This is a genomic window from Kribbella sp. NPDC048837 (assembly GCF_055586945.1).
In genome coordinates this window covers 124,446-149,125 of the sequence record NZ_JBVJHF010000004.1, presented here as the reverse complement: position 1 = coordinate 149,125, position 24,680 = coordinate 124,446, and the positions used below count along the sequence as shown (strand labels likewise).

Sequence of the window (24,680 nt, the reverse complement as noted above, 5' to 3'; positions counted from 1 at the left end):
GCGGACCGGCTGAGCGCAGGAGGTTGTCATGAAGTACGTGGTCCTGATCCACTCCAACCCGCAGCCGTGGGGGCATCCGACGATCGACTTCACCGAGGTGGGGCGGGCGATCCCCGCGGACGAGCGGGAGGCGATGGGCAAGGAGTTCGACGCGCTGCTGGCCGAGCTGTCCGCCTCCGGGGAGCTGGTCAGCGGGCTGGCGCTGGACGCGCCGGGGTCGGCGCGGATCTACCGGTGGGAGGGCCGGAAGCCGGTCAGCACGGACGGTCCGTACGCCGAGGCGAAGGAGCACCTGGCCGGGTTCTTCGTCCTCGACTGCGCCACCCGGGAGCGGGCCGAGGAGATCGCGGTCCAGTTCGCCGGCCCCGGCGACACGGTCGAGCTGCGGCCGGAGATGTGACGGTGGCCGGCGGGATCAGGCTCAGTTCGCCGACGATCAACTGCCCGGACGCGCTCGCGCTGGCCGGTTTCTACGCCGAGATCACCGGTGGCCGGGTCGTGTACACGGACCCGGTCTGGGCGACCGTGGACGGGCCGGGCGGCCGGATCGACTTCCAGACCGATCCGGCGTACGTCCCGCCGACCTGGCCGGAGCCGACGGTCCCGATCCAGTTCCACCTCGACTTCTACGTGGAGGACCTCACCGCGGCCGAGGCGACCGTGCTGGCCGCGGGCGCGACCCGGTACGCCCACCAGCCGAACGCCGATCACTGCCTGGTCTTCGCCGATCCGGCCGGTCATCCGTTGTGCCTGTCCACCTGGGATCTGCTCGGGAAGTAGCGATTTCCCGCCGTACGGGACAGTTCCGCGCGGTGTGACGCGCCCGTGGGGTGCGGAGTGACGTACGCCGTACCGCACGGGCGAAGCCTCCCCTACCCTGAATGACTTACCGAGGGTAAGGGGGTTGCCGTGAGCACAATCGTCCTGATGGGACCGCCGGGGGCCGGCAAGGGAACGCATGCCCACCATCTGGCCGGACGGCTCGGCGTGCCCGCCATCTCGACCGGCGACATCTTCCGTGCGCACGTGGCCGACGGGACCGAGCTCGGCCGGACCGCGCAGGGGTACCTCGACGCCGGTGAATACGTACCCGACGAGGTCACCAACGCGATGATCCGGGAGCGGCTGGCCGCGGACGACGCGCGGGCCGGGTTCGTCCTCGACGGCTACCCGCGGACGCTCGCGCAGGCCGCCGTACTCAAGGAGATCCTGGCCGGACAGGCCCGCCGGCTCGACGCGGCCGTCGTCCTCCGGGTCGATCCCGAAGCCCTCGTGCACCGGCTGCTGCGGCGGGCCGAGATCGAGCACCGGTCCGACGACACCGAGGACGTCATCCGCCGGCGCTTCCAGGTGTACGCCGACCAGACCGCGCCGCTGATCACGCTGTACGCCGGGCACGGGATCATCTACGAGGTCGACGCATCAGCCGACATCGACACCGTCCGCGGCCTCGTCCACCAGGTCGCCGACCGCCTCAAACAGGCCGCCTGATCCGTCAGTTCTGCCAGACCGGGGCTACTGATCTGCGGTAGGTGCGGCCGAAGATGCCGGTGATGAGGACCAGGACCGGCTTGGGGATGGTGCCGGTGATGGCGGCGGATTCCTCGGGGGCGGCGCCGTCGAGGGCCCAGGCGAAGAAGGTGCCGCCCTGGACCGGGCCGACCTTGGCGAACTCGCGGCCCATCGCCTTGATCTCCGGGGAGTCCTTCTTGGCCAGGTAGACCGGCTCGATCTCGGCCTCCTCGTGCTCGAGGTGCAGGACCGTGACCCGCTGCAGCTCCTGCATCGCGGTCAACGCCGTCGCGGCGTCCTCCGCACTCGCGGACCCACGGAGCGCCGCCATTGCGGTCCGCGCGCCGGCCAGTGCGGTCGCCATCGTGTCGTGCTCCGCGTCCATCTGCTTGAGTAGGTCGTGACTCACCCCGACCGCCTCCAGCGCCGGCCAGGCGATCTCGTGCTCACCCTCGTGGTGCCGCGTCAACTGGTCGTCGAAGTTCGCCCAGGCTGTCGCCAGCTGTTCGGCCCGCTGCCGATTGCCGGCCGGAAACCGTCCCAGGGCGTCGATGAAGCGCCCCAGATCCCTCCGGAATGCCGCGTGAATCGCCTTGTTCATGCTCATCTCCGCCATAACCGGGAGTGTAGGACCGAACCGGGGCCGAGGGCGGGACGTTGCATGCAGCAACCAGCCGGACACGACCGGTGCGGCCCGGAACATTCACCGGCGTGATCAGGTTGCCTCTGGATATGCATGGTGAGTACAAGGTGCCGGGCGGGAAGCTGGTCGTCGCCGACCTGGACGTGGTCGACGAGCACGTACGACGGGCGCAGATCAGCGGGGACTTCTTCCTCGAGCCCGATGACGCGCTGGAGCGGATCAACGGAGCGCTCGCGGGTCTACCGGTCGCCACTCCGGCTGCTCAGGTCGCGGCTCGGGTGCGCGCCGTACTCGGTGATGGCGTCGAGATGCTCGGGTTCTCGCCGGAGGCCGTCGCGGTCGCCGTACGGCGTGCGTTGACCGGCGCGACCGGGTGGCGGGATCACCAGTGGGAGTTCGTGCACGACGTACCGCGGGAACCCGCGTTGCAGATGGCGCTCGACGAGGTGCTGGCCGAGCAGGTCGGATCCGGTGAGCGCGCGCCGACGCTGCGGGTCTGGGAGTGGGCGTCGAACGCGGTCATCATCGGGAGCTTCCAGTCCCTGCGCAACGAGGTCGACCTGGACGGCGCGGTCAAGCACGACGTGACCGTCGTACGGCGGATCAGCGGCGGCGGGGCCATGTTCGTCGAACCGGGCAACACGATCACGTACTCGCTCTACGTCCCCGAGTCCCTGGTGTCCGGGCTGTCGTACGTCGAGTCGTACGCGTTCCTCGACGACTGGGTGATTGGTGCCCTCAACGATCTCGGCATCGCGGCGACGTACCAGCCGATCAACGACATCACCTCGCCGGCCGGGAAGATCGCCGGTGCCGCGCAGAAGCGGTTCGCGGGTGGCGCCGTACTGCATCACGTCACGATGGCCTACGACATGGACGCCGCGAAGATGCTGGAGGTCCTGCGGATCGGCCGCGAGAAGCTGTCGGACAAGGGGGCCACGAGCGCCAACAAGCGCGTCGACCCGCTGCGCAGCCAGACCGGCCTCGACCGCGTGGATGTCATCGACCGGATGGTCGACTCGTTCCGGAACCGCTACGGCCTCCGCCCGGGCACGGTCGACGCCGGCACCGTCGAGGTCGCCGAGGACCGTGTCACCGGGAAGTTCGGCACCGAGGAGTGGCTTACCCGGGTTCCGTGATCGGTACGGCGTTGCCGCTCACGCGGACCCTGGTGTCGTCGGCACGCAGCTCGACCTGGATCAAGCTGGGGCGACCGAGATCGTCGCCCTGGTGCAGAGTCAGCGTCGTCGGCGGCTCGACCAGGCCGAGCTCCCGGAGATAGGCCCCGAACGCAGCCGCCGCGGCACCTGTCGCCGGGTCCTCGACCACACCGCCGACAGGGAACGGATCCCGGACGTGGAATGTGGTGGGGGACTCGCGCCACACCAACTGCACTGTCGTGAGGTCGCGCTCGAGCATGTAGGCGAGCAGCCGGTCGAAGTCGTAGTCGAGGTCGGCCAGTCGTTGCCGGGTCGACGCACTCACGACGAGATGGCGCGCTCCGGCGTACGCGACGTACGGCGGCAGCTCCGGGTCCATCTCAGCTGCCTGCCAGCCGAGGATCTGTAGTACCTCGTCGATGTCGTCCACTGTTTCGACGTACGGCTCGACGCTGGTCAACGTCGCTCGGAGGTTGTCGTCCACGGTGACCGGGACGCTCCCGGCCTGGGTCGAGAAGACGAACTCGCCCGGCCCGACGCGCTCGGCGAGGGCGACCGCGGTGGCGACGGTCGCGTGCCCGCAGAACGGGACCTCCGCCTTGGGGGAGAAGTACCGCACCGATCTGTCCGTGAGGAACGCCGTCTCGGAGTAGCCGAGCTCGGTCGCGATCGCCTGCATCGCCTGATCGTCCAGACCGCTCGCATCGAGGACCACTCCGGCCGGGTTGCCGCCGGACGGGTCCGTGGTGAAGGCCGCATAGCGCAGAACCGTCGTCATACGGCCATTCAACCAATTACCGCCGGACGATCTCGATATGCGTCGCGTTCGGGGACGTGGCGGTCTTGGTGACCTTGTAGTTGCCGAGGGCGTCGGCGACGTTGTCGAACAGGCGTACGCCGGCACCGGCCAGGATCGGCGCGACGACGATGTGCAGCTCGTCGATCAGCCCGGCCCGCAGGTACTGCTGGACCGTCGACGCGCCACCTCCGATGATCACGTCCTTGCCGTCCGCCGCCTTGAGCGCGCGCTCCAGGACGACGTCGACCGGATCATCGGTGAAGTGGAACGTCGTACCGCCCTCCATCGGCAGCGACGGCCGCGCGTGATGGGTGAGCACGAAGGTGTCGTGGTGGTACGGCGGGTTGTCACCCCACCAGCCCGTCCACGACTCGTCCTCCCACGGCCCCCGGATCGGCCCGAACATGTTGCGCCCCATGATCGTGGCGCCGACCCCCTCCTCGAAGCGCCCGAGCTGCTCCACGTCGAGCCCGCCCTTCCCCGCCGCCTTGTCCGCCTGCGCCGCGAACATCCAGTCGTGCAGCCCCTCCACCCCGTCCCCGAACGGCGCCTCCAACCGCTGGTTCACCCCGGTCCCGAACCCGTCCACCGTGACAGTGAAGTTCTCCACCCGAACCTTCGCCATGACAATCTCCTCGGTTTGTGCCTGCTCTCACCCTCGGGTCGGAGCCGCCGGGGGCGCTTTGACATGCACCGGGAGATCTACTGTTGCGCATGGGCCGGATCGGTTACGTCATCTTGTATGTCGAGGAGCTCGGGGTTTCGGTGGAGTTCTATCGCGACGTGGTGGGGCTGGCGTACAAGTTCACGGATGCGGGGTATGCGGAGTTCGACGCGGGTGGGGTGCGGTTCGCGTTGTACGAGCGGCGGCGGGCGGAGTGGTTGACCGGGGGGACGGTCTCGCCGGGCGCGGGTGGGGAGGTCGTGGTGATGGTGGACGACGTGGATGCGTGCGCCGAGCGGCTCGCGGGACTGGGTGTGGCCGTGCTGAGCGGGCCGGCCGACCGCCCGTGGGGACATCGGACGGTCCACGTGGCCGACCCGGACGGCTTCGTGGTCGAGTTCGCGGCGGAGATCCCCCGCGCGCGAGGACGTCGTACCTAGCGGTTCTGGTGGTACCACCGGCGGCGACCGGCGCCGCTGATGAGCATGATCCAGAACAGGCCCCACAGCAGCCAGGGCGCGGTGAGCGTGATGGCTGTGATGACGAGGCCGATCATCAGGAACGGCGCCAGCATCACGAACGGCGGCGGTGGACCCGTGCGGCGACGGGGCCGGACCAGCTGCGGGCCTTGCGCGAGTTGGAGCTCGGCCGAGGTCGGGAGGTCGTCGAAGAGCGGCTCGAGATCGTCGAAGTACCGCGCTCGCGTCGCCTCCTCGCTGCGCTCCTCGAACTCGGCCTGCGTCAGCCGGCCCGCGACGAAGTGATCACTCAGCAGCGAGACGGCCTCGTCGCGCTCGGCGTCACCGATCCGGACCGGGCCCTTGCGGCGCTCGGTGGTACGGCGTTCCGCGTCGGACCCGGGCTGATCACCACGAGCCCAATCCGCACGAGCCCACTCAGCACCGGCCCACCGCGGGCCGGCCCAGTCACCTCCGCGCCAGTCTCCGCGCCGGTCACGTGCGGCGCGGTTCCGTCCGTGGCGGTCACGGCCGTGCCAGTCCGGGGCGGGCGAGCTCATGTCCGGTCCCGCTCGTCGTCCTGGCCTTCGTCGGCGAGGATGCCGTACAGCTTGCGGCGCAGTTCGCTGACCGCCTCCCGCGCCTTCGCCTGCTGCTCCGGCGTCCCGGTCGCGAGGATCTGCCACATCGCCGTTGCCACCTGCCCGAGCATCGGTTTCAGCCCGTTCTCGTCGTCGGCGGCCGGAGCGCTCATCGCCTCCCACGGCGCGGACACCTCGTCCTGGTGCTCGGCGACGTACGCGCGTCCTTCGTCGGTCAGCGTGAACGTGCGGCGACCGACCTCGGCGTCCGCGGTGACGAGCCCCTCGTCCTCGAGCTGCTGCAGGGTCGGGTAGATCGAGCCCGGGCTCGGTTTCCACACCCCGCCACTGCGCTCGGCGATCTCCTGGATGATCTGGTAGCCGTTCATCGGCTGCTCCGCGAGGACGGCGAGGATCGCGGCCCGCACGTCACCCCGCCGGGCCTTCGGTCCACGCCAGCGCGGCGGCGGACCCCACGGCGGCCCGAACATCTGCCCGCCGAACATTCCCCACTGCGGCCCGAACCCCTGGTGCCCGTGGTGATGCGTGCGCCGCCCGGTCATCGCGGCGCGCAACTCGTCCTTGATGTCGTCGAAGGTCGAACAGTGCCGCGCAAAGTGCTGCCAGGGCCACCCCGCGGCGTACGTCGATCCGGTCATTCCCGACCACCGTCCCTACGAAGAGATTGCGATAGTCCGACGATATATCGCGAACCATCGCAACCCAAGACCCTCACCGAACGATCTGCAGCCCGTTCGCCAGCAGCCGGAGCGCGTCGTACGTCGGACTGGCCGGATCAGCGCTGTAGACGGTGAGCGTGAGCCCGGGATCCGCCGGCAACGGCATCGCCTCGAACCTCAGCTCCAGCATCCCGACGTCCGGGTGCCGGAAGTGCTTGACGCCGGTGTGATGCAGCCGGACGTCGTGTGCGGCCCAGCGCGTCCGGAAGTCCTCGCTGTGTGTGGACAACTCGCTGATGAGTTCGGTCAGCTCGCGGTTGTACGGATCGCGGCCGGCCTCGGTCCGGAGCAGTGCGACCGTGGTGTTGGCCGAATGGCTCCAGTCCGGGTAGAAGGTCCGGGCAGCCGGGGCGAGGAAGTTGAAGCGAGCGAGGTTGGCCGGCCGGCAGTCCATCGCGAAAGCCTGGGCGAACAGGGCGCGGCCGAGCGGGTTGGCCGCGAGCAGATCGAGTCGCCCGTTGCGGACGAACGCCGGCGCCTCGGTCAGCGACTCGAGGATGCCGAGGATCCCGGGCCGGACTTCGTCCGTGGTACGCCGGCGTCGTTTGCGCGCGCTCGTACCGGCGGTTCGGGCGAGGTCGGACAGGTGCCGGCGCTCGGCCTCGTCGAGTTGGAGCGCGTCCCCGATCGAATCGAGCACGCTGTCGGAGACTCCGCCGAGATTGCCGCGCTCGAGGCGGGCGTAGTACTCGACGCTGACGCCGGCGAGCAGCGCGACCTCCTCGCGGCGCAGGCCGGGCACTCTGCGGTGGCCGGTCTGGAGCGCGGGGAGTCCGGCCTGCTGCGGAGTGATCTTCGCCCGCCGGCTGGCCAGGAACTCCCGGACCTCGGTGCGGTTGTCCACAGTTCGAGGCTAGCGCTCAGTACCAGTTGCGCGGCCGCTCGACGTACGGCTCCTCGAGCTGGTTGAGCTCGTCCTCGGTCAGGTCGAGTGCCAGGGCCGCGGCGGCGTCCGTCAGGTGATGTGGCTTCGTGGCGCCGACGATGGGTGCGGAGACGACCGGTCTGGTGAGCAGCCAGGCCAGTGCGACCTGTGCCATCGGCACACCGCGCTTCGCGGCCACTGACTCGAGTGCATCGACGCTCTGACGATCGCTGTCGCGGGCAAGCGCCTTGGCGACCCGATCGGTCTCCGCGCGCAGCGACTGCGTGCCCCACGGCTTCCCGAGCTTGCCTTTGGCCAGAGGTGAGTAGGGGATCGAGCCGACACCCTGGTCCGCGCACAGTGGCAGCAGTTCCTGCTCGTCGTCACGCCGGATCAGGTTGTACTGGTTCTGCATCGACACGAACCGCGTCCACCCACCGGCATCCGCGGCGTACTGCATCTTCCCGAACTGCCACGCCCACATCGACGACGCACCGAGGTAGCGGACCTTTCCCGCCCGTACGACGTCGTGCAGTGCCTCCATCGTCTCCTCGACCGGCGTGTCCGGGTCGAACCGGTGGATCTGGTACAGGTCGACGTACTCCGTGCCCAGTCTGGTCAGCGAAGCGTCGATCTGCTCCAGAATCGCCTTCCGCGACAGCCCCGCTCCGCCCGGGCCGTCGTGCATCCGGCCCCACACCTTCGTGGCGAGTACGACGTCCTCGCGCCGGGTGTACTGCTTGATCGCCCGGCCGACGAACTCCTCCGAGCTACCGCCGCCGTACGTGTTCGCCGTGTCCCAGAAGGTGATCCCGAGCTCGACCGCCTGCCGGAAGTACGCCTGCGAGCTCTCCTCGTCCAGCGTCCACTGATGGAACTCGTTGCGCTCACCGAAACTCATACATCCCAGGGCGATCCGGCTCACCACGAGCCCGGTCCGCCCCAACCGCACATACTCCACGTCGAACCCTTTCACTGGTGTGGTTCGACGGTAGGCGGACCCGGAGGGATGAGGGAGGCCCTGTCAGTACAGGTATCGGTCAGGTGGCGAACTTGAGGTCGGCGGCGGTGGCGTTCAGGACGACCGAGCTGCCTTCGATGCTGACCTGTTGAAGGGTGGCGCCGTAGGGGAGCTTGGGCAGGGCGATGCCGCGGGAGAGCTGGTCCTTCACCGCGTTCCGGATGAACGACGGGATCGCGTCGGAGAGTTGCTCGACGGCGAGGACGATGCGGCCCTTCTCGACCTGCGGGCGGACCGTCACGTCGGCCTCGACACCGCGCAGCGACAGCTTCGCGTGCAGCTTGCCGTCGACGGCACTCATCGTCAGCCCGCTCAGACCGGTGCTACGGGCCGCGAGCTTGGCCAGCTCGGCCGGCGACAGCTGCAGCCGTACGTCGGTGGTGTCGATCGTGACCGCCGTACCCGGCTGTCGCGTCAGCAGGCCGCGGGGCACGTGGACGCCGTGCAGCTCGACCTTCAGGTCCTCCGCCGGGATCGAGTCGAAGGTCGGATCCTTCATCGTCAGCGTGACCTTCGAGAACTTCTCCCGCGCCAGCTGCGGCAGGAACCCGAACCCGCCGATGTCGACCGATGTGTCGGCCGCGCGGACGTCGTACTGCGCGGCCTCCTTCTCCGCCATCGTCGCCAGCTGGTTCTCGGCCACCCACGCGGCCGCCCGATCCACGGCGACCGCCAGGATCCCCAGCACCACCAGTGTGACAACCAGCCGGCGCAACCAGCGGCCCGATCTCCTGGAACTCATCCCTGCCCTTCCGTCGACCCGCCCAGCCTAGTCATCCACCGATCATCTCCCGGAGGGCGTCGTCGGTCGCCGTGGGTTTGATGCCAAAGGCAACGGTTGCGGCGGTGGAGTCGAGGACGAACGGACGCTGCCACTGGTACTGCGTCTCGAGCATCTCGCGCGCGGCCGGGTTGAACAGGCCGGCCAGCCGCAGTGCGATCGCCGGCATCTTGGCGACGCGGGCCGCTGGTGCGCCCGCGAGTTCGGCGGCGCGGGCGGCGAGGGCCCGGATCGACATCGGCCCCGGGGTGGGTACGTGCCAGGCGCGACCCCAGGCGCTCTCGTCGGCGGCGACCGCGATCAACGTGCGCGCGACGTCACCGACGTACGTCCAACTGTGCGGCGCGTCCAGGTCGGCCGGCGCCGTAGCGCGCTTGCCCTTGATCACCTTGGGCAGCACCATCACGCTGAACGGCGAGACCGCACCGGCGCCGAGGTAGTCCGATCCGCGCACCTCCGCGGTCCGGATCCGCTTCGCCTCATGCGCGGTCAACGCGTCGGTCCACAGTTTGACCCGCACGCGCCCCTTGACCGAGTTGGGCAGCAGTGGCGTCTCCTCGGTCATCGGCCGGTCGACAGCGCCGTACCCGTAGAGATTGCCGGTGGTCACCAGTACGGCGCCGGTCGTCTCAGCCGCCCGGATCAGCGCCGCCCCCAACGGAGGCCAGTCCGTCGACCACCGGTGGTACGCCGGTCCCGCACACGAGTAGATCGCGGTCGCCCCTTCGGCGTACCGCGACAGCGCGTCCGCATCACTCGCATCCGCCGCCACCCGCTCGACCCCGTCCGGCCCACTCCCGGACCGAGTGATCACCCGCACCCGTTCACCTTGCGCGACGAGAAGCCGGGCAGCAGCCGACCCAACCGGTCCAGCACCGACAACGACATGCACCGGGCAAACCCCTTCCACAGACCTGAACAGCCAGTCTCGCCCATCGCGGTCGCTCGGAGACAACGAGTGCCGCTTCGCCGTCCTGGCAACCGACGACCCGCTGGCTGGCTACACCGACAAACTGCAAGAACGCTTCGCCGAGAAGCCCGAATCCAACTGACGCCGTCACTTCACCCTGGGGGGTGAGGCAGTTGCTGTGTGTCAGCGGGAAGCTTCCGCGCACGGGACTTTCCGTGGGGCAGGCAGCGCAGTCGTTCGTACCGGCACATGCCGATCTACCGCACTCCGGTGGGGTGGCGCAGGTCGGGAGTGAGGCATTCGCCGAGGCGCTCGGCCGGGTGGTCTTCTACTGGGGCTACCCGGGCGTGGACACGTTCGGCCGGACGAACAGGCTGTCCGCCCCCGATGGACCGTTCTGCTTGGCGCTGCGCGCGTACGTGCCAGAACAGTCCATCATCGACGGCAGCTACAAGCTCCCCGACGTCGTCACCTGAGGACGAGGGTGAGGCCGATGACGAAGAAGAACACGCTCTGGGAGCTGTGGACTGCGATTCCGATCAGGGAACTGCGCCAGCGTCGTGAGGGCAGGGCCTCGGCGAACGTGTCGACCAGGAACGTCTGCGGGATCACCCACGGCTCGTGCAGGTGGTAGCAGGCGAACAGTACGCCGTTGACCAGCCAGTCGGCGCGGCCGAACGTTCCCATCCGCGGCAGCAGCAGCCCCCGGAACAACAGCTCCTCGCCGAGCGCGGTGTTGAAGATGAACACGACGACGAGCAGGGCGAACCAGACCCAGTTGCCGGACATCCATGCCTGCCCGGTGTCGGATCCGAAGATCAGGCCGAGGTCGCGGGCCACCGGAGTGGGCAATGACGGCAACATCTCTTCGAGAGCCAGCAGCGCCGCCAGCGGCAGGACCATCCACCAGAGCTTGTTGCTGCGCTTCCCGGTGCGTGGGCTGACCGGACCGTTGAGCCATAGCGCGGCCTTCACGACTGGCCAGCGCAGCGTGCCCTGTTCGCGTCGTACGACGATGAGCACGAGGACGAACTGCCAGATCAGCCCGGCCCCAAGGCACAGGGTGAGCGCTTGTGGAAGAGCCATCGGCCCAGAGAAGGCGTCCGCGAGTGCCGGTGCGACGAGCCACGCGAGTACTCCCATGGGAAGCGCGGCCGCCGCCCAGACCGCCAGTACCGTGCCGCGGGTCCAGGTAGGGATGTGGACTGCCCGGGTAGCGGTGTCAGATGTCGTCATGTCGTCCACTTCCTTCTCAGTGGCTCGTGTGGTGTTGACGACGCTATGGACCTGCGGCCCCGAGCGCGTCGTCGGAAAGCCGTGTCCACACCGGCACCAAGCGACGAGGCGCCGTACGACCTTGGTAGGACGCACCCCGCGATCGTGGTGCCGTACGTTGAGCACGTGAGCCGAGCGCGGCTGTTCTTCTCGAAGTACGGTCTCGACGTCCTGATTGTGATTGCGGCGGTCGAGAGCGCCATCAGTACGGCGTTGCGCGACGACCCGGGTCATCCGACCGGTCCGCTGCTGTGGTTCGAAGTGCTCGCGGTGACCGCCGTCGTACTCCCGCTGCTCGCGCGCCGCCGCTTCCCCTTCGCCGCACCGGCGCTGACCTGGCTGATGAGTGCGGCGCTGTCGTTCGTGGACGGCCTGCTCATCGTCAACAAAGCCGGACTGACTGCCGCCGGGATGGGGGCTGCACTACTGCTCGGCAACCTGCGCCGCGTCACCCAGGCACGGGTCGGTCTGGCGATCGTGCTCTGCAGCGCAGCGATCGTCATCTACAACGACCCGAATCACGCGAGCGGCGACGTCATCCTCACACCGGTGGTGTTCGCGATCGGGTGGCTCCTGGGCTTCGCCTTGCGGGACCGGATCGAGCAGATCGAGGCGGCCGAGGAGCGCGCGGCGCGGGCCGAGCGAGAACGTGAGGCGGCGGCCCGCCTCGCGGTGGCCGAGGAGCGCGCACGGATCGCCCGCGAGCTGCATGACGTCGTCGCGCACGCCGTCAGCGTGATGGTCCTCCAGGTCGGGGCGGTGCGGCACCGGATGCCGGCGACCGACACCAAGGATCGGGAGACGCTCGAGAACGTCGAGCAGGCCGGCCGCACCGCACTCGCGGAGATGCGCCGCCTTCTCAACGCGATGCGACGTGACGGCGACGAGCTCGAGCTCCTGCCACACCCTGGACTCGACAACCTCGACTCACTCGTGGACGACGTACGCGCCGCGGGGCTGCCCGTGCGGCTCGAGATCCGCGGTACGCCGTTCGCGCTGCCGCCGGGTCTGGACCTCTCCGCTTACCGGATCCTGCAGGAGGGGCTCACCAACGCCCTCAAGCACGCCCGTGCGAGCCAGGCGGAGGTCGAGGTGAACTACAGCCCCACGGAGCTTCGACTCGAGGTCCGTGACGACGGCCCCGGTGGCCCTTCTCCCGATGCCGGTGTCGGCCATGGACTGGTCGGCATCCGCGAGCGGGTCAGGATCTTCGGCGGGGGCATGACCGCGGGCGCCGTGCGTACCGGCGGTTTCGTGCTCCGCGCGCAGCTTCCGCTGGACGGCGGTGCCGGATGACCATCCGTGTCCTGGTGGTGGACGACCAGTCGATGGTACGAGCGGGGTTCCGGCTGCTGCTCGCCGACGAACCCGACGTGGACGTCGTGGCGGAGGGGAGCAACGGTCTCGAGGCGGTGGCGCAGGCGGCCCGCTTCCACCCGGACGTGATCCTGATGGACATCCGGATGCCTGAGCTCGACGGTCTCGAGGCGACCCGACGGATCATGGCGACCGACGCGTCCGCGCGGATCCTGATCCTCACGACCTTCGATCTCGACGACTATGTCTTCCAGGCGCTCCGGGCCGGCGCGAGTGGCTTCGTCCTCAAGGACGATCCCCCCGAGCAGCTGATCGCCGCCGTACGAACCGTTGCCGCCGGAGACGCCCTCCTCTCACCCGCCATCACCAAACGCGTGATCCAGCACTTCGCCCGCCTCCACCGCCAGGCTCCACCGAAGGCCGTCGACACCTTGACCACCCGCGAGCTGGAGGTGTTCCGCCTGATCACCCGAGGCCTGTCCAACGCCGAGATCGGTCAGGAACTCTTCATCAGCGACACGACGGTCAAGACCCACATCACCCGCCTGCTCCAAAAACTCAACCTCCGCGACCGAGCCCAAGCCATAGTCCTCGCCTACCAAACCGGCCTCTTCGACACCAGAGCCTGAGCCACCGCCGGACTACCACCCGTCCGAGCCAGATTCGCGCCGGCCGTCCACTTCGCCTAGCGGCGCGTTCAGGCGCGCTTCTTCTGCTCGCGGCGGATGGAGCCGAACGGGACGAGGATGAACAAGGCGATGGCCAGATAGCCGAACACCGCGAGCAACGGCAGGAACAGTCCCACGACGATCATCGCCACATACACGCCCAAGGTGGGGGTGAGTCGCTTGGTCAGGGTCTTCACGTCCCCGTCGGACATGTCGGGCCGGACGAGTTGTTCGGCGACGGCGTACCGCCACAGGACCGACACCATGATCAACGAGAGGAACAGGTTGATCCCGTAGAGCGTGGCCGCGATGCGTTCGGCATCGCGTTCGCTGGTGTAGTCGGCGAGGAGCCGGGTCGGGAACGGGAGGAACGAGACCACGAGCAGCAGCAGGAGATTCAACCGGAGGAAGATGGAATTGGCGTGGTCGAGGTACTCGGTGATCACCGTGTGGGCGATCCAGACGGCGCCGATGGTCGCGAAACTCACGAAATAGGCCAGGTACGACGGCCACTCCTCGCGCAGCGCCTTCAGCAGGTCCTCCTCGGCGCCGGCGGGAACCGCGACCTCCAGCACGAGGAGGGTCACCGCGATAGCGAAAACGCCATCGCTGAAGGCCTCCATGCGATCGGTTCGATAACCCGATGCGCGAGACCGGGGGTCCTCGCCGGCCATGGCAAGATCATCTCAGCCACCACCGGTCCGCGCAGCAAGTGGGCGCTGATGATCGGCCCAGGACCGCCAACGGCGCGCCCGCAACCTGCCACGCAGCGCGACCGCCGGATCCTCTCGTCACCCATCAGGGGTGATGCCGCGCCGTACCTCTCCGTATCAGGGTAGGAAGCGGGGTCCGGGGAAGCGAGGCAGTTCTCGCGGTCCTCAGCCCTCCGGACGCGATGCTCTTGTCGGCATGGGTGGGGGAGCTATGACTGTGAAGACCGGGGATGGCGGGCCGGCCGGCACCGCCACGCGGTCGTTCCGGAGCGAATCGAAGCGGGCCGGGGCACACGGGCAGTTGAGCCGTGCGGACCGGGTCGCCTTGGGGAAGGATGCGCGGAGAGTCACACCGCGGGAGTCGCACGCGGAGTTCCAGCCCGCCGAGTCGCGGGATCCGGTAGGCCTGCTGCTGGAGCAGTCGAAGTCGCGGGTGCCGGAGCTGGTACCGATCCGGCACGGGCGGATGCTGGTGTCGGCGTTCTCGTTCTACCGGGGGGCCGCGCTGCCGATGGCGGCTGACCTGGCCACGACGCCCACGTCGGGGCTGCAGGTGCAGCTGTGCGGAGATGCGCACCTGTCCAATTTCGGTGCGTACGCCTCACCGGAGCGGGAGCTCGTCTTCGACGTCAACGACTTCGACGAGACGCTGCCCGGGCCGTTCGAATGGGACGTCAAGCGGCTGGCGGCAAGCCTGGCAGTGGCGGGACGGGACAACGGGTTCCACCACAAGCATCGGCGCAAGGTCGCCCTCGCGGCGGCCAAGGGATACCGGAAGGCGATGCGCCGATTCGCGAAGCAGACGTTCCTGGACGTTTGGTACGCGCATGTGGACATCGAAGAGGTCATGGGGGAGTTCCAGTCCCGGATGAAGCCGAAGAGGTTCACCGAGACGGAGAAGATGGTGGTCAAGGCGCACACCCGTGACAGCACCCAGGCGCTGCGCAAGCTGACCACGGTGGTCGAGGGCCGCCGGCAGATCATCAGTGACCCCCCGATGGTCGTCCCCGTCGAGGAGGTCTTCGCCGACGAGGGCGCCGATGCGGTGTACGAGCAGATCCGCCTGGTGCTGGGGAAGTACCGGCGCACGCTGCAGTCCGACCGGCGGCACATGCTCGAGCAGTTCACGCTGGTCCAGGCGGCCCGCAAGGTCGTCGGCGTGGGCAGCGTCGGAACCCGCGCCTGGATCGTGCTGATGGACAGTGGGGACGGTGTCGAGCCGGTGTTCCTCCAGGCCAAGGAGGCGCAGTCGTCGGTCCTGACGGACTACTGCGGGCGCAGCCAGTACACCAACCAGGGCGAGCGCGTGGTGGCCGGACAGCACCTGATGCAGGCCGAGAGCGACATCTTCCTCGGCTGGACCCACATGCCGGGCCCGGACGGAGTGGACCGCGACTACTACGTCCGCCAGCTCAAGGACTGGAAGTTCTCCCTGCCGATCGAGCGGATGGTGCCCTCGGGCATGGTCCTGTACGCCCGCCTGTGCGGGTCGACCCTCGCCCGCGCCCACGCTCGCTCCGGCGACCGCGTCGCCCTAGCCGCCTACCTCGGCGGCTCGGACACCTTCGACCAGGCGATCGCCGACTTCGCCGAAACCTACGCCGACCAGAACGAACGCGACTACGCCGCGCTCCAGACCGCGGTCGAAGAGGGCCGGGTCGCAGCGACCACCGACATCTGACACCGAACCCGGGCGGTCCGGCCCGGCCGAGCAGGAAAGGGATGCGCGATGGCAGACCCCGCCATTGATCCCGTTGACGAGCGAGCGACGTCACTGGGGCGCCGGTACTTCATCCGGTTCGAGGAAGACACCCTGCGGCAGCGGCCGTTGTGGATCCGGCTGATCATCGAGTTCCTGGGCACCTTCGTCCTGGTGACGGTGGCGGCCGGATCGGGGGTGATCAACCATTACGTGGGCAACGAACCGATCAGCAGGACCGCGGCGGTGATCGCGCCCGGCGCGGTGGTGATGGCCATGATCTACGCCTGGGGTCCGCTGTCGGGACTCCACATCAACCCCGCGGTGACCTTCGCCTTCGCCGCCCGGGGAGTGTTTCCCACCAAATGGGTGGTGCCGTACTGGGCGGTCCAGATGGCCGGGACCATCTGTGCCGCGCTGTTCCTGGAGGTGATGTTCGGCGATGTCAGCCAGGGCGGCAACTACCCGATCGGCACTCCTGGCGGGGAGTGGAAGTCGCTGGTGATGGAAATGGTGCTGACCGCGATCCTGGTCAGCGTCATCCTCAACACCGCGACCGGGGGCCGCAGCATCGGCCACAACGCGGCGATCGCGGTCGGCTCGACGGTCGCGCTGCTCGGCCTGTTCGCCAGCCCGATCAGCGGCGCCTCCATGAACCCGGCTCGTACCCTCGGGCCCGACATCGTCGGCAACGACTACACGGGGTGGTGGATCTATATCGCCGGCCCGGTGGTGGGCGCCGCCATCGCGGTGGCGATCATCGGAGCCGTGCGCGGGCTGCCCGACAAGGAGGAGCTCGAGGCCGCCGAGGGCGGCGCTCTGCCGATGACTCGCACGCCCACGCCCGAAGCCACTGAGTAGGCAGGCAGGCCCGCAGACATGTTGGCATCCGGCCAGCGTCAGGAGCGTGTGGCGATGACGGCTGAACCGCCTCAGGGCTTAGCCGGTGCGGAAGTCCGCAGCCTGGAGGTGCGCTGGATCTTCCCGGGCCAGTTGGAGACCGCGGTGACCGGATGGTTCGGGCGGTTCCCGATCGAGACGGAGTCGCGCGAGGACAACTACCTGGTAAACCCGCGCTTGCCCGGCCTGTCGGTGAAGATCCGCGGCGGCCGGGCACTGGAGGTCAAGATGTACCACGGGAGCCCGGGAATCCTGGAGGTGACGGACCGCACCCGCGGACACCTGGAGTCCTGGCAGAAATGGTCCTTTCCGGTCAGCGCGGCCGCCCAGTACGACGGCAGCCCGGCCGGTTGGCGGCCCGTCCACAAAAGCCGACGCATCAGCCGTTTCGCACTAGCAGGCGGCCAGATCGTGACACGCGCCGCACAGCGGTACCAGGAGCCGCAGTGCGACGTGGAACTCACCGAGGTCAACACGATCGGCCAGACCTGGTGGACCCTGGGCTTCGAGGCAAGCGGCCCTCCCGACCTACTCCGAACCGCCCTCGAAGCCACCGCCCGCCACGTCTTCAACAACCCCCTACCCGGCCCCGCCGAACCCGCCCTCAACGAATCCAAGTCCTACCAGGAATGGCTGTCCCAACCCCCCGGCGACTAAAAAGCCATCAAAGGGTGCCCCCGGCAGGATTCGAACCTGCGACGCACGGTTTAGGAAACCGAGGTAGATGCGGCGCCAGCTTCGGCAGGGCGACGCCCAGATGCTGTTTGGGGAGGGATGGTCAACATGTCGAGACGACTCAGTACTGCGGGGCGGATGGCTGCTGCCGCGGCGCTGGTGACGGGGATGCTGGCCGGGACTGCGGGCGAGGCACTGGCTGCTGACACAACCGCCGCCGCGGCCTGCAAGATTGAGCCCGGGTCGGTGACTGCCGGTGGCGATCACACGCACCGGGTGATCACTGCCGGCTCACCGCCAACGGTGCAGGAGAAGACGCGGTACACCGACCTCTTTCCTGAGGGCCGGCCCAGGTTGAGCAGTCTGTTCTTCAACGACCCCGTCGTCCCCACTACCGGCGGCGCGTACTCCGGCCACGTGGTGATCGGCTCGGGGCTGTACAGCAGCACGTACTTCCTCACCGAAGCCGGCGAGGTCGACCGGTCGCAGTCGCACAACTTCCGGATCGGTGGCGGCTGGGGTGACGCCACCTTCCTCGAGACGAGCTACCCGCACGATACGAACCCCTTTGCCTTGGTCAACCACTACTCGCTGCGCGGAAACGGCACGCTCACCCGGTGGGACGACAGAGGCGGGTTCGGCTGGACCAACCCGCAGTCCGCGGGTGGCTTCGCGGCGGTCAAGACGATGGCGCTGATCAGCCAGACCGCGACGTACGACACCTTCCTGGCCACCACTCGCGGCGGCGCCCTCTACACGATCCGGCTTCCCCTGACGTCGCCGATGAAGCCGGTCGTGAAGAGGGTCCGCGACTCCACTTGGCAGGCCTTCGACGCCCTGATCGCCGAGAAGTGCGGCCAGTACGGCACCCTGCTGCTCGGCATCGACAAGGACACCCAGTCCGGCTACCTGTACGCCGTCGGCCACGCGAACGCCGCTGCCACGGTCATCAAGGGACTCGGCAAGGTACCGGCCACCTTCACCGACCCGGTCTACTTCCGCCACGCCGCCGAGCCCGGCACCGCTCCACTGCTGTTCGGAGAGTGACCTGTACGCCGCTGCCGACTGTCGCGTGAGCGACCCAGGACATGCAGCGTCGTGGCCGTCCCCGTGGGTCCTCCGGCTGTCAATCGGTCTGTCAATGAACCCCGGACAATCGAGGGCAGATCAGGCAGCAGAGACAGCCGAAATCCGCGGGTTCCCGGTGTGGTGCGACACCGAACAGGGCTGAGCGTGTGATCAGCGCATCCCACTCGGACTGTCGCACCTCTGCCAGCTCGGCAATGTCTCTGATCGTCGGGACTCGGCGTTGGTATGTCACCGCTTGTCAGCGTTTTGACCTCGAGTTGAAAAGTGGGCGGTCGCGTACGAACGGGGTAACGTCTGGCGCCGTAGGAGGTAGCGGTTCCTGTAGCCACTCCGCGAGGTTCGTTGATGTCCAGGTCAGGCTGTCGTGCGGTCTGCCCGAGGCCTGTGCGCGCAGGGACTGACGCTCACGTAGCTGCTGGCGTGCGATCATCAGGAGGAGCAGGGCTCCAACCGCATGTGGGGTGAGCTCGCTCGCAGAGCGGAGCCATGCGATGAAGGCTTTGGCGTTTCGCGCGGACTGCGTCGCCTCGCGCATATTGATGATCATCGCCCGGTCGCCGATCTCCCATGCGCCCTCGACCGGATCGATCGCGGAGCGATTCGGCTCAAACTTGTCGGCTGACTGTGGGAGTAGCGCGGTCGCGACCAGAATGTGAGTGCCGAGTTCCCGATCGGTGTCGATTTCAATGACGCCCAGCGCACCGAGTTGCGACTCGTAGCTTGAAAGATCGAGGCCGAGTTCTTCACGTGCTTCCCTGGCGATCGCGGTCAATACGTCCGGAAATCCATGGACGTCGACGTCGGCGTGTACGCCTTCTCGACTAGCCAGTTCACAGTTGCCGCTGACCGTGCCGGCGTAACCGCCGGCGTGGACGACGTAGTCTGAACGGCGCACCAAGAGGACGTTCTCGTCAGCGTCCATCGCGAGCAGGTTCAGCGAGAGCAGTCGGGAAAGCTTGGGGGTCGGACTCTTCGCGGCGGCTTCCGGGAACTGGGTCGCGCGGAACGCGAAGTACGAGGTTTCGCTGAGGCACAGATGGAGCTTCTGACGACCGGTCACCCCATCGATCTCGAGCCGGAATCCGTCGCCGTGCCAGCGAGTCAGGACACCATCGAAGGTGAGTGGGTCGCGGGCCGCTTCGCCGATGGGGTCCGTGACCCAGGCAAGCTGGCGAGGCAGACCATCGTTGCCTTCGGCGACGGGCCGACCCGCAACTGTGACTCGGTACGGCTGGAACGATGCGCCGACCAGGGGAAACGTGATGGAAGACCTGGCGCTGTCCATCTGTGGCCAGGTGACCAGCCGGACGCTGCGCTTCACGGAGCCACCCGGTCCCTGCAGTGTTGGCGGCAGAGTGACGGTGAAGCCGCGGAGACCGGACGGGTCACGGGTCGGCGGGATGGGACGAAACGACGCCCAGCGCCGCAGCTGGCTCGCAGTCTCGCGAGCGCAAGCGTATTCCTCGGCGACCAACGGTCCGGCCGTGGATCGCAGCAGCCAGCGCCGGCGTACGGCGACCGCGTACCGGTCGTAGGCCGTCGCGAGACGCACCAGACGTTGCTCATAATCGATGTCGTCGGCGAAGACGGTGAACGTGATCGGGACAGGTACTGGCGATTGCTTCGGCGTAGCGCCTTCGATTTCGGGAGCGCCGACCGTGGGGGTGGCAGTTACCAGCGCGGACAGCCAGGCGATCTCTTCTTGGACCACGGGATGTCCTCGAGTTACGCGGCGGTCTACGAGCGCCCGCGTGAGAAGCCCGAAGCGCCAGCGGTTCACTTTCCATCCGGCATGGCGCAGCGCTCGAAGCAGATAGCGGCGCCGGCGGGCGAACAGGGCTCGAGCCTGGTACCTGGACGAGCTCGCCAGAGCGCCTATCGCAAGAGCCAGGACGGCTACGCTTGCGCCGACAATGTTCGACCACCCGACGGCATCGTTGAAACTGATGGCGATCACCTCGTTGAGCGTTGTGTCTCAGGTCCAACGACATAGCCGCCGTGGCACCCCATCGGTCGCAGGCTACGCGGTCGCCGACGCCAGTGACGCGTAGGTCAGCGAAGGCGGCCCCTGGCTCGGCCGCACCCGACTCCCGAACGAGCGTGGATCGGACCCGGCCAGGCTGTCGACACGTCCGCGCGACCTCCGGATGGCATTCCGGCGTTCTCACCCCGAACCCAGTGGCTGACGGGTGCTGGGTTCGGTGGCCGCGCAACCTTCGAGACGCGGTCATTAATGAACGCCGGACGCGCGTCGGGGAGGATGCCGGTTCGCGTGGATCTCATCGCGCAGGATGCCGTTCCGCCTACAACGCCCGGCAGCTAGGTCGACGTCCCTTGGACCAGCAGCTCCCAACTTTGGTCGCATCAGGAGGAGCGTTGGCCGCGCCGCCGCAGTGTCTTCACCAAGCCACTGAGCAGGAGAGCTCCACCGAGGCTGAGGAGAGCGACGCCCCACACGCTTGGCCGCTTCATGACCGCGGCGGCCGTCGTCGTGTGGGCTGACGACGCCTTCGTCCCACCTGATCCGCCGGCGTCGACCTCGGTCGGAACACCCCAAGGACTGCTGGGAGTCGCGGACGACGGCTGACCGGGGGTATCGGACGGAGTGCCGCTAGGCGCTCCCGTCGGCGTGCCGCTCGGTGTGGTTCCGGGTGTCTGGCTCGGCTCGGTCGACGGCGTGCCCGATGGCGTGTCGCTCGGAGTCGGGGTGGGCGTGGCGGTAGGCGTCAGGGTCGGTGTCGGTGTCGGAGTGGGCGTGGAGGTCGGGGTGGGCGTGGGCGTCGGGGTGGGTGACGGGACGTCGGCGATGACGCAGACCGATACTTGGCTGATGGCGTAGAAGTGGCCACTGCTGTCGTCGACCGGGGAGTGCAGGTTGAGTCTGCCGTGCGTACCGTCCGGCCGGTAGTCGTAGAAGTTGGCGTCCGGTCCGCCGATGACGATGACGCCCACGGCCGGTCCACCGCCGGTCGTGAAGTACACGACGAAGTCACCGGTCTGGTCGCCTGGATGGAAAGGGTCGTCGGCGAGCAGCCGCTTGCCGGTCACCACCACGTTCGACACCCCCGGCGCCGACTTTGTCTGAGCACCGAGCTGCGGATTCTCGAACACGACCTCGATCGAGCCCGGAGCCAGCTCCGCACAACTCGGATGACCGGTCTGGACGATGCCGTCGGCAGTGGCCGATGGCGCGACGGCCAGCGTGACCCCGCCGACCAGCAGCGCCAGCGCCCCGGCTCCACCGAGTAATTTCACCGCGCGCGAGTTCTTGCTGCGGGCACGCGCGTCCACCGATGCGATATCCACGATCTCCCCAGGGCTGTAGCCGGTCCCAGGACCGGCGAGTGGACGGACGCCGACCGACCCGGCCACACCGGCCCCCGCAGGATCGTCGACCCCGGCATTCTGGTCTGGCAGGTCGGCCGGTGCAAGTCGACGCGAGCCTGGTCCGTGGGAGTGGCGGCCGGTGCGGTGATCGTGTGTCTCGGCCGAGTGAGTCCTACAGACTGGAGTTGACCTGACGTGCGTCGAGTTCGCACCACGAGTAGCCCCACGCGGGAGCGCGTAATCGGGATTGGTTGGAGGTGCCCCCGGCAGGATTCGAACCTGCGACGCACGGTTTAGGAAACCGACGCTCTATCCCCTGAGCTACGGGGGCGCACGCGGGGACAGCTTAGCGGAGGGGTGGGGGTTAGCCGGTGAGGGCGTAGACGCCCAGGTGGCCGGCGATGGAGGCGTAGCGCTCGGCGTAGAGGGTGGTGCAGCGGGAGGAGGCGCAGCCGGAGCCGGCGAAGGTGATGCCGCGGATGGTGGCGGTGGTGGCGCCGGGGCGGGTGTAGACCGGGCCGCCGGAGTCGCCGCCGATGATGGCGATCTGGCCGCCGCGGGTGGCGCGGATGACGTACGTCGTACAGCCCTCGGTGTCGCAGTACTTCGCTGACGTCGAGCGGACCGTGATCCCGCAGAGCGATGTACTGAAGCTGCCGGACTGGCATACGACCGTGCCGACACCAGGGTCGGCGCCGCCGGTGACAGTGCGGGTATTGGCCGAGTCACCGGGGCCGTCGGTCCAGATCTTCGGCCCGTAGGTGCTGCCGGTCAGCAGGGACTGGTCGTAGTCGGGGTAGTTCGTCCGGACCGCGGTGGTGCCGTAGTAGTTGGTGCCCGACTTCCACACCGTCCCCGGACCGCCGCAGTGGCCGGCGGTGACCGAGCCGCGTTGCCCGTTGGAACGGCGTACGACGGAGAAGCCGGCCGAGCAGTTCTTCAAGGCCGACGTGATCCGCGCGCCTCCCCAGTGACCGCCCTTCGGTGTGTCGCTGAGCCGGGACGTCCGTGCGAGCGAACCCGCGACGAGCTGTACGCCGGACAGTCCACGAAGGCCCTCCAATGACGCGGGGGAGGTGCTGGCCTGGTCGTACTCGACCAGGATGTTCTCGCTGACCGGGTCGAGGTCCGCGGCGAACGTCGTACGGGCGGCGTCGTCCGACCAGGAGCGTGCACCGACCGAGTTCCAGGCGTCGGCGATCGACTGGGCCGAGCGGCAGCTGCGCTCGATGCGCACCAGCTGCTTGCCCGCGGCGGGGACGTTGCCGGCCATCGCGGACTGGTACTTCTTCTCGTCCAGTTTGGCGCTGTCCACCACGACCTTGTAGCCGGTCGACGCGGAGCCGACCACGCCGATCACGCCCTGGCTCAGCCCGTAGGGCAGCCCGGACTTCGGCCGGCCCGTCGCGTCCAGCGGCTCGAGTGAACGGACGGCGGCGGTGATCCCGTCGCCGAGCGTCTCACCGAGCGGTCGCGGGTCCTTGGCCGACGTTGGCTGCGCCTGTCGCTTGGATTCGGTCGAGCTCGCGCTCGGCTGGGCATGGGAGCACGCGGCCGACGTGGCCGGGCTGCTCGGGTTTGCTGTCGCTGTGAGGCCGACTGCGAGGAGTGAGACTGAGCCGAGGGTGAGCAGCGGAACGGTGGCTGAGAGTCGCACGTAGCTCCCCAAATCGGTGGACGGCCTCGATACATCGTCCGGTCAGAGACTCCGCTCAGTCAATAGCCGATCACCCTAAGCAAGCAAATTCAGCTACCCTGCGCGAGCGTACTTCGCAAGTTGGCGCCCGTCGGCGCCGAAGAACTGGAGCGTGTCACCGTCGGCCGCGACCCGCTTGGCGGCCTGCAATACGCCGGTGTGCGGCACGTTGTCGCAGCCGACCAACCGCTGCGGCCCGGCCGTCGCGCTGAACTCGCCCCGCTGGCCGATCGTGAACGTCCCCTGCAGCGCGTTGCAGCCATCGGAACCGCCCCATGTCCCGTCCGGACGGAGTATGAGCACCGGATCGTCCGGCCGGGTCGCCTGCAGTGCCTTGAGCCCAGTCATCTGGACCGGCCGCCACGTCCCGGACACGGTCTGCGCCGTCGGCGGCTCCGGCGTCGCAGTGGTGGCCGCCGGCGTCTGCGCACCCGCGACCGGCGGCTGGGCGGGCTTGTTCGATCCGGCCACGCCGAAGCCCGCGACGGCGATGGCGGCCACCGCGACCGCGGCCGCTCCGGAGATGATCCAGGTCCGGCGCTGCGCCTGGCGCGCGCCCGCCGTCGCCCGCTCGGTCAGCCCGGTGGCCTGCGGCACCGAGGCCGCGGCACGGTCGAAGGTTCCCCGCAGGTCATCCTCGAGATCGGTGTTGCTCACGACAACCTCTCATCCAACACGGTTGGCTTGCCTGGTCTTCCGCAACGTGGCGAGCGCTCGACTGGCGGTCGCACGCACGGAGGACGGTTTGATGCCGAGCACGTCGGCGATCGTGCGGTCGTCCAGGTCCTGGTAGTAGCGCAGCACCAGCACGACCCGCTCCCGGGCCGACAACGTCGCGAGGGCCCGCCAGAGGTCGTCGGAGTTCACGATGTCGGTGGCGGGGTCCGGCACCGTGCGCTCGGCGTCGACGTCGGCCGTCGGCGCCTCGCTGAACGAGCGCCGCCGCGTCATCGACAGATACGCGTTGATCAGGATCCGCCGGACGTAGTGGTGCGGGTCGTCCGCCTTGCGCACCTTCCGCCAGGACCGGAACGCCTGCATCAGCGCGATCTGCGCCAGGTCCTCCGCTCGCTGATAGTCCCCGGAGACGGTGAACCCGAGCCGCACCAGTTCCTGTCCACGGGCGGATACGTACTCCTCGAACTCCACTCGCCGCTCCCTGGCTGGGCGTACAACACCTCACACCT

28 protein-coding genes and 2 tRNA genes are annotated in these 24,680 nt (G+C 68.5%); 12 read left to right on the top strand and 18 right to left on the bottom strand.

Annotated features, from left to right (window positions below):
- Positions 1-28 precede the first annotated feature (28 nt).
- The 3 genes from ACZ6O0_RS20805 (at position 29) to ACZ6O0_RS20795 (ending at position 1,491) form a co-directional block, all read left to right on the top strand.
- Complete coding sequence (locus ACZ6O0_RS20805; protein ID WP_465766587.1) at positions 29-400, top strand: YciI family protein; 372 nt, start codon at positions 29-31, stop codon at positions 398-400.
- A 2-nt stretch (positions 401-402) separates the two neighbouring features.
- Entirely contained in the window at positions 403-780 is a 378-nt protein-coding gene (locus ACZ6O0_RS20800) for a VOC family protein (RefSeq protein ID WP_465766586.1), read from the top strand.
- Positions 781-909: 129 nt separating this feature from the next.
- On the top strand, positions 910-1,491 hold the full coding sequence (locus ACZ6O0_RS20795) for an adenylate kinase (RefSeq protein WP_465766585.1): 582 nt from the start codon (positions 910-912) through the stop codon (positions 1,489-1,491).
- A 4-nt stretch (positions 1,492-1,495) separates the two neighbouring features.
- Here ACZ6O0_RS20795 and ACZ6O0_RS20790 read toward each other — a convergent pair whose 3' ends face one another.
- The gene (locus tag ACZ6O0_RS20790) at positions 1,496-2,128 is read right to left on the bottom strand and encodes a hemerythrin domain-containing protein (protein ID WP_465766584.1); all 633 of its coding nucleotides are present in this window, start codon (positions 2,126-2,128) and stop codon (positions 1,496-1,498) included.
- A 116-nt stretch (positions 2,129-2,244) separates the two neighbouring features.
- Between ACZ6O0_RS20790 and ACZ6O0_RS20785 the strand changes: the two genes are divergently transcribed.
- Complete coding sequence (locus ACZ6O0_RS20785; RefSeq protein ID WP_465766583.1) at positions 2,245-3,294, top strand: lipoate--protein ligase family protein; 1,050 nt, start codon at positions 2,245-2,247, stop codon at positions 3,292-3,294.
- Here ACZ6O0_RS20785 and ACZ6O0_RS20780 read toward each other — a convergent pair.
- Positions 3,278-4,093 (bottom strand): PhzF family phenazine biosynthesis protein, encoded by an 816-nt coding sequence (locus ACZ6O0_RS20780; RefSeq protein WP_465766582.1) that lies wholly within the window; start codon positions 4,091-4,093, stop codon positions 3,278-3,280. The two genes, ACZ6O0_RS20785 and ACZ6O0_RS20780, sit on opposite strands and share 17 nt — an antisense overlap.
- A gap of 16 nt (positions 4,094-4,109) precedes the next feature.
- A complete protein-coding gene (locus ACZ6O0_RS20775; RefSeq protein ID WP_465766581.1) occupies positions 4,110-4,739 on the bottom strand; it encodes a dihydrofolate reductase family protein in 630 nt (209 codons plus the stop codon).
- Between the two features lie 89 nt (positions 4,740-4,828).
- On the opposite strand from ACZ6O0_RS20775, the gene ACZ6O0_RS20770 reads away from it, so the two are divergent.
- Positions 4,829-5,218 (top strand): VOC family protein, encoded by a 390-nt coding sequence (locus tag ACZ6O0_RS20770; protein WP_465766580.1) that lies wholly within the window; start codon positions 4,829-4,831, stop codon positions 5,216-5,218.
- On the opposite strand, the gene ACZ6O0_RS20765 is transcribed toward ACZ6O0_RS20770, so the two are convergent.
- The 6 genes from ACZ6O0_RS20765 to ACZ6O0_RS20740 all read right to left on the bottom strand — a co-directional run bounded on the left by ACZ6O0_RS20765 (position 5,215) and on the right by ACZ6O0_RS20740 (position 10,116).
- Complete coding sequence (locus ACZ6O0_RS20765; protein ID WP_465766579.1) at positions 5,215-5,796, bottom strand: DUF1707 SHOCT-like domain-containing protein; 582 nt, start codon at positions 5,794-5,796, stop codon at positions 5,215-5,217. The two genes, ACZ6O0_RS20770 and ACZ6O0_RS20765, sit on opposite strands and share 4 nt — an antisense overlap.
- Positions 5,793-6,476: a PadR family transcriptional regulator gene (locus ACZ6O0_RS20760; RefSeq protein WP_465766578.1), complete on the bottom strand. Its 684-nt coding sequence runs from the start codon at positions 6,474-6,476 to the stop codon at positions 5,793-5,795. Before ACZ6O0_RS20760 ends, ACZ6O0_RS20765 begins: the two co-directional genes overlap by 4 nt.
- Positions 6,477-6,549: 73 nt before the next feature.
- Entirely contained in the window at positions 6,550-7,401 is an 852-nt protein-coding gene (locus tag ACZ6O0_RS20755; protein WP_465766577.1) for a helix-turn-helix transcriptional regulator, read from the bottom strand.
- Between the two features lie 16 nt (positions 7,402-7,417).
- Positions 7,418-8,383 (bottom strand): aldo/keto reductase, encoded by a 966-nt coding sequence (locus tag ACZ6O0_RS20750; protein WP_465766576.1) that lies wholly within the window; start codon positions 8,381-8,383, stop codon positions 7,418-7,420.
- A gap of 79 nt (positions 8,384-8,462) precedes the next feature.
- Positions 8,463-9,185, bottom strand: a complete 723-nt coding sequence (locus tag ACZ6O0_RS20745; RefSeq protein ID WP_465766575.1) for an LmeA family phospholipid-binding protein — start codon at positions 9,183-9,185, stop codon at positions 8,463-8,465.
- A gap of 31 nt (positions 9,186-9,216) precedes the next feature.
- Positions 9,217-10,116 carry an NAD-dependent epimerase/dehydratase family protein gene (locus ACZ6O0_RS20740; protein ID WP_465766574.1) on the bottom strand — a complete coding sequence of 300 codons (900 nt, stop codon included), beginning with the start codon at positions 10,114-10,116 and terminating at the stop codon, positions 9,217-9,219.
- 233 nt (positions 10,117-10,349) lie between these two features.
- Here ACZ6O0_RS20740 and ACZ6O0_RS20735 point away from each other — a divergent pair, with 233 nt between their 5' ends.
- Positions 10,350-10,610, top strand: coding sequence for a hypothetical protein (locus ACZ6O0_RS20735; RefSeq protein WP_465766573.1), 261 nt, complete (start codon positions 10,350-10,352; stop codon positions 10,608-10,610).
- Here the strand turns inward: ACZ6O0_RS20735 and ACZ6O0_RS20730 are convergent.
- Complete coding sequence (locus tag ACZ6O0_RS20730; RefSeq protein ID WP_465766572.1) at positions 10,603-11,370, bottom strand: CPBP family intramembrane glutamic endopeptidase; 768 nt, start codon at positions 11,368-11,370, stop codon at positions 10,603-10,605. The two genes, ACZ6O0_RS20735 and ACZ6O0_RS20730, sit on opposite strands and share 8 nt — an antisense overlap.
- Before the next feature lie 165 nt (positions 11,371-11,535).
- Between ACZ6O0_RS20730 and ACZ6O0_RS20725 the strand changes: the two genes are divergently transcribed.
- Positions 11,536-12,705 (top strand): sensor histidine kinase, encoded by a 1,170-nt coding sequence (locus ACZ6O0_RS20725; protein ID WP_465766571.1) that lies wholly within the window; start codon positions 11,536-11,538, stop codon positions 12,703-12,705.
- Complete coding sequence (locus tag ACZ6O0_RS20720) at positions 12,702-13,355, top strand: response regulator (protein WP_465766570.1); 654 nt, start codon at positions 12,702-12,704, stop codon at positions 13,353-13,355. The genes ACZ6O0_RS20725 and ACZ6O0_RS20720 overlap by 4 nt, the downstream gene beginning before the upstream one ends.
- A gap of 68 nt (positions 13,356-13,423) precedes the next feature.
- Here the strand turns inward: ACZ6O0_RS20720 and ACZ6O0_RS20715 are convergent, their stop codons facing one another.
- On the bottom strand, positions 13,424-14,017 hold the full coding sequence (locus tag ACZ6O0_RS20715; protein ID WP_465766569.1) for a TMEM175 family protein: 594 nt from the start codon (positions 14,015-14,017) through the stop codon (positions 13,424-13,426).
- 301 nt (positions 14,018-14,318) lie between these two features.
- Here ACZ6O0_RS20715 and ACZ6O0_RS20710 point away from each other — a divergent pair, with 301 nt between their 5' ends.
- Genes ACZ6O0_RS20710 through ACZ6O0_RS20700 form a run of 3 tightly spaced genes read left to right on the top strand, consistent with a single transcriptional unit; the run spans position 14,319 to position 17,363 of the window.
- Positions 14,319-15,788, top strand: coding sequence for a DUF2252 domain-containing protein (locus ACZ6O0_RS20710; protein ID WP_465766568.1), 1,470 nt, complete (start codon positions 14,319-14,321; stop codon positions 15,786-15,788).
- Between the two features lie 48 nt (positions 15,789-15,836).
- On the top strand, positions 15,837-16,667 hold the full coding sequence (locus ACZ6O0_RS20705; RefSeq protein ID WP_465766567.1) for an MIP/aquaporin family protein: 831 nt from the start codon (positions 15,837-15,839) through the stop codon (positions 16,665-16,667).
- 18 nt (positions 16,668-16,685) lie between these two features.
- Positions 16,686-17,363, top strand: a complete 678-nt coding sequence (locus ACZ6O0_RS20700; RefSeq protein WP_465766566.1) for a hypothetical protein — start codon at positions 16,686-16,688, stop codon at positions 17,361-17,363.
- 15 nt (positions 17,364-17,378) lie between these two features.
- Here the strand turns inward: ACZ6O0_RS20700 and ACZ6O0_RS20695 are convergent.
- Positions 17,379-17,449: transfer RNA gene (locus ACZ6O0_RS20695), tRNA-Ser, on the bottom strand.
- A gap of 40 nt (positions 17,450-17,489) precedes the next feature.
- Between ACZ6O0_RS20695 and ACZ6O0_RS20690 the strand changes: the two genes are divergently transcribed.
- On the top strand, positions 17,490-18,428 hold the full coding sequence (locus tag ACZ6O0_RS20690; RefSeq protein WP_465766565.1) for a hypothetical protein: 939 nt from the start codon (positions 17,490-17,492) through the stop codon (positions 18,426-18,428).
- Positions 18,429-18,708: 280 nt separating this feature from the next.
- Here the strand turns inward: ACZ6O0_RS20690 and ACZ6O0_RS20685 are convergent, their stop codons facing one another.
- The 6 genes from ACZ6O0_RS20685 to ACZ6O0_RS20660 all read right to left on the bottom strand — a co-directional run bounded on the left by ACZ6O0_RS20685 (position 18,709) and on the right by ACZ6O0_RS20660 (position 24,642).
- On the bottom strand, positions 18,709-20,427 hold the full coding sequence (locus ACZ6O0_RS20685; RefSeq protein WP_465766564.1) for a hypothetical protein: 1,719 nt from the start codon (positions 20,425-20,427) through the stop codon (positions 18,709-18,711).
- A gap of 407 nt (positions 20,428-20,834) precedes the next feature.
- Positions 20,835-21,776: a hypothetical protein gene (locus ACZ6O0_RS20680; protein ID WP_465766563.1), complete on the bottom strand. Its 942-nt coding sequence runs from the start codon at positions 21,774-21,776 to the stop codon at positions 20,835-20,837.
- A gap of 279 nt (positions 21,777-22,055) precedes the next feature.
- Positions 22,056-22,128: transfer RNA gene (locus ACZ6O0_RS20675), tRNA-Arg, on the bottom strand.
- Between the two features lie 33 nt (positions 22,129-22,161).
- A complete protein-coding gene (locus ACZ6O0_RS20670; RefSeq protein ID WP_465766562.1) occupies positions 22,162-23,454 on the bottom strand; it encodes a S1 family peptidase in 1,293 nt (430 codons plus the stop codon).
- Between the two features lie 93 nt (positions 23,455-23,547).
- Complete coding sequence (locus ACZ6O0_RS20665; protein ID WP_465766561.1) at positions 23,548-24,150, bottom strand: META domain-containing protein; 603 nt, start codon at positions 24,148-24,150, stop codon at positions 23,548-23,550.
- Between the two features lie 9 nt (positions 24,151-24,159).
- Positions 24,160-24,642, bottom strand: coding sequence for a SigE family RNA polymerase sigma factor (locus tag ACZ6O0_RS20660; RefSeq protein WP_465766560.1), 483 nt, complete (start codon positions 24,640-24,642; stop codon positions 24,160-24,162).
- Positions 24,643-24,680: the final 38 nt, after the last annotated feature.

Coding starts and splice junctions, on each gene's coding strand:
- ACZ6O0_RS20805 (WP_465766587.1), top strand. CDS start 29: ATGAAGTACGTGGTCCTGATCCACTCCAACCCGCAGCCGTGGGGGCAT.
- ACZ6O0_RS20790 (WP_465766584.1), bottom strand. CDS start 2,128: ATGGCGGAGATGAGCATGAACAAGGCGATTCACGCGGCATTCCGGAGG.
- ACZ6O0_RS20785 (WP_465766583.1), top strand. CDS start 2,245: ATGCATGGTGAGTACAAGGTGCCGGGCGGGAAGCTGGTCGTCGCCGAC.
- ACZ6O0_RS20780 (WP_465766582.1), bottom strand. CDS start 4,093: ATGACGACGGTTCTGCGCTATGCGGCCTTCACCACGGACCCGTCCGGC.
- ACZ6O0_RS20775 (WP_465766581.1), bottom strand. CDS start 4,739: ATGGCGAAGGTTCGGGTGGAGAACTTCACTGTCACGGTGGACGGGTTC.
- ACZ6O0_RS20770 (WP_465766580.1), top strand. CDS start 4,829: ATGGGCCGGATCGGTTACGTCATCTTGTATGTCGAGGAGCTCGGGGTT.
- ACZ6O0_RS20765 (WP_465766579.1), bottom strand. CDS start 5,796: ATGAGCTCGCCCGCCCCGGACTGGCACGGCCGTGACCGCCACGGACGG.
- ACZ6O0_RS20760 (WP_465766578.1), bottom strand. CDS start 6,476: ATGACCGGATCGACGTACGCCGCGGGGTGGCCCTGGCAGCACTTTGCG.
- ACZ6O0_RS20745 (WP_465766575.1), bottom strand. CDS start 9,185: ATGAGTTCCAGGAGATCGGGCCGCTGGTTGCGCCGGCTGGTTGTCACA.
- ACZ6O0_RS20730 (WP_465766572.1), bottom strand. CDS start 11,370: ATGACGACATCTGACACCGCTACCCGGGCAGTCCACATCCCTACCTGG.
- ACZ6O0_RS20720 (WP_465766570.1), top strand. CDS start 12,702: ATGACCATCCGTGTCCTGGTGGTGGACGACCAGTCGATGGTACGAGCG.
- ACZ6O0_RS20715 (WP_465766569.1), bottom strand. CDS start 14,017: ATGGAGGCCTTCAGCGATGGCGTTTTCGCTATCGCGGTGACCCTCCTC.
- ACZ6O0_RS20710 (WP_465766568.1), top strand. CDS start 14,319: ATGACTGTGAAGACCGGGGATGGCGGGCCGGCCGGCACCGCCACGCGG.
- ACZ6O0_RS20705 (WP_465766567.1), top strand. CDS start 15,837: ATGGCAGACCCCGCCATTGATCCCGTTGACGAGCGAGCGACGTCACTG.
- ACZ6O0_RS20700 (WP_465766566.1), top strand. CDS start 16,686: ATGTTGGCATCCGGCCAGCGTCAGGAGCGTGTGGCGATGACGGCTGAA.
- ACZ6O0_RS20690 (WP_465766565.1), top strand. CDS start 17,490: ATGTCGAGACGACTCAGTACTGCGGGGCGGATGGCTGCTGCCGCGGCG.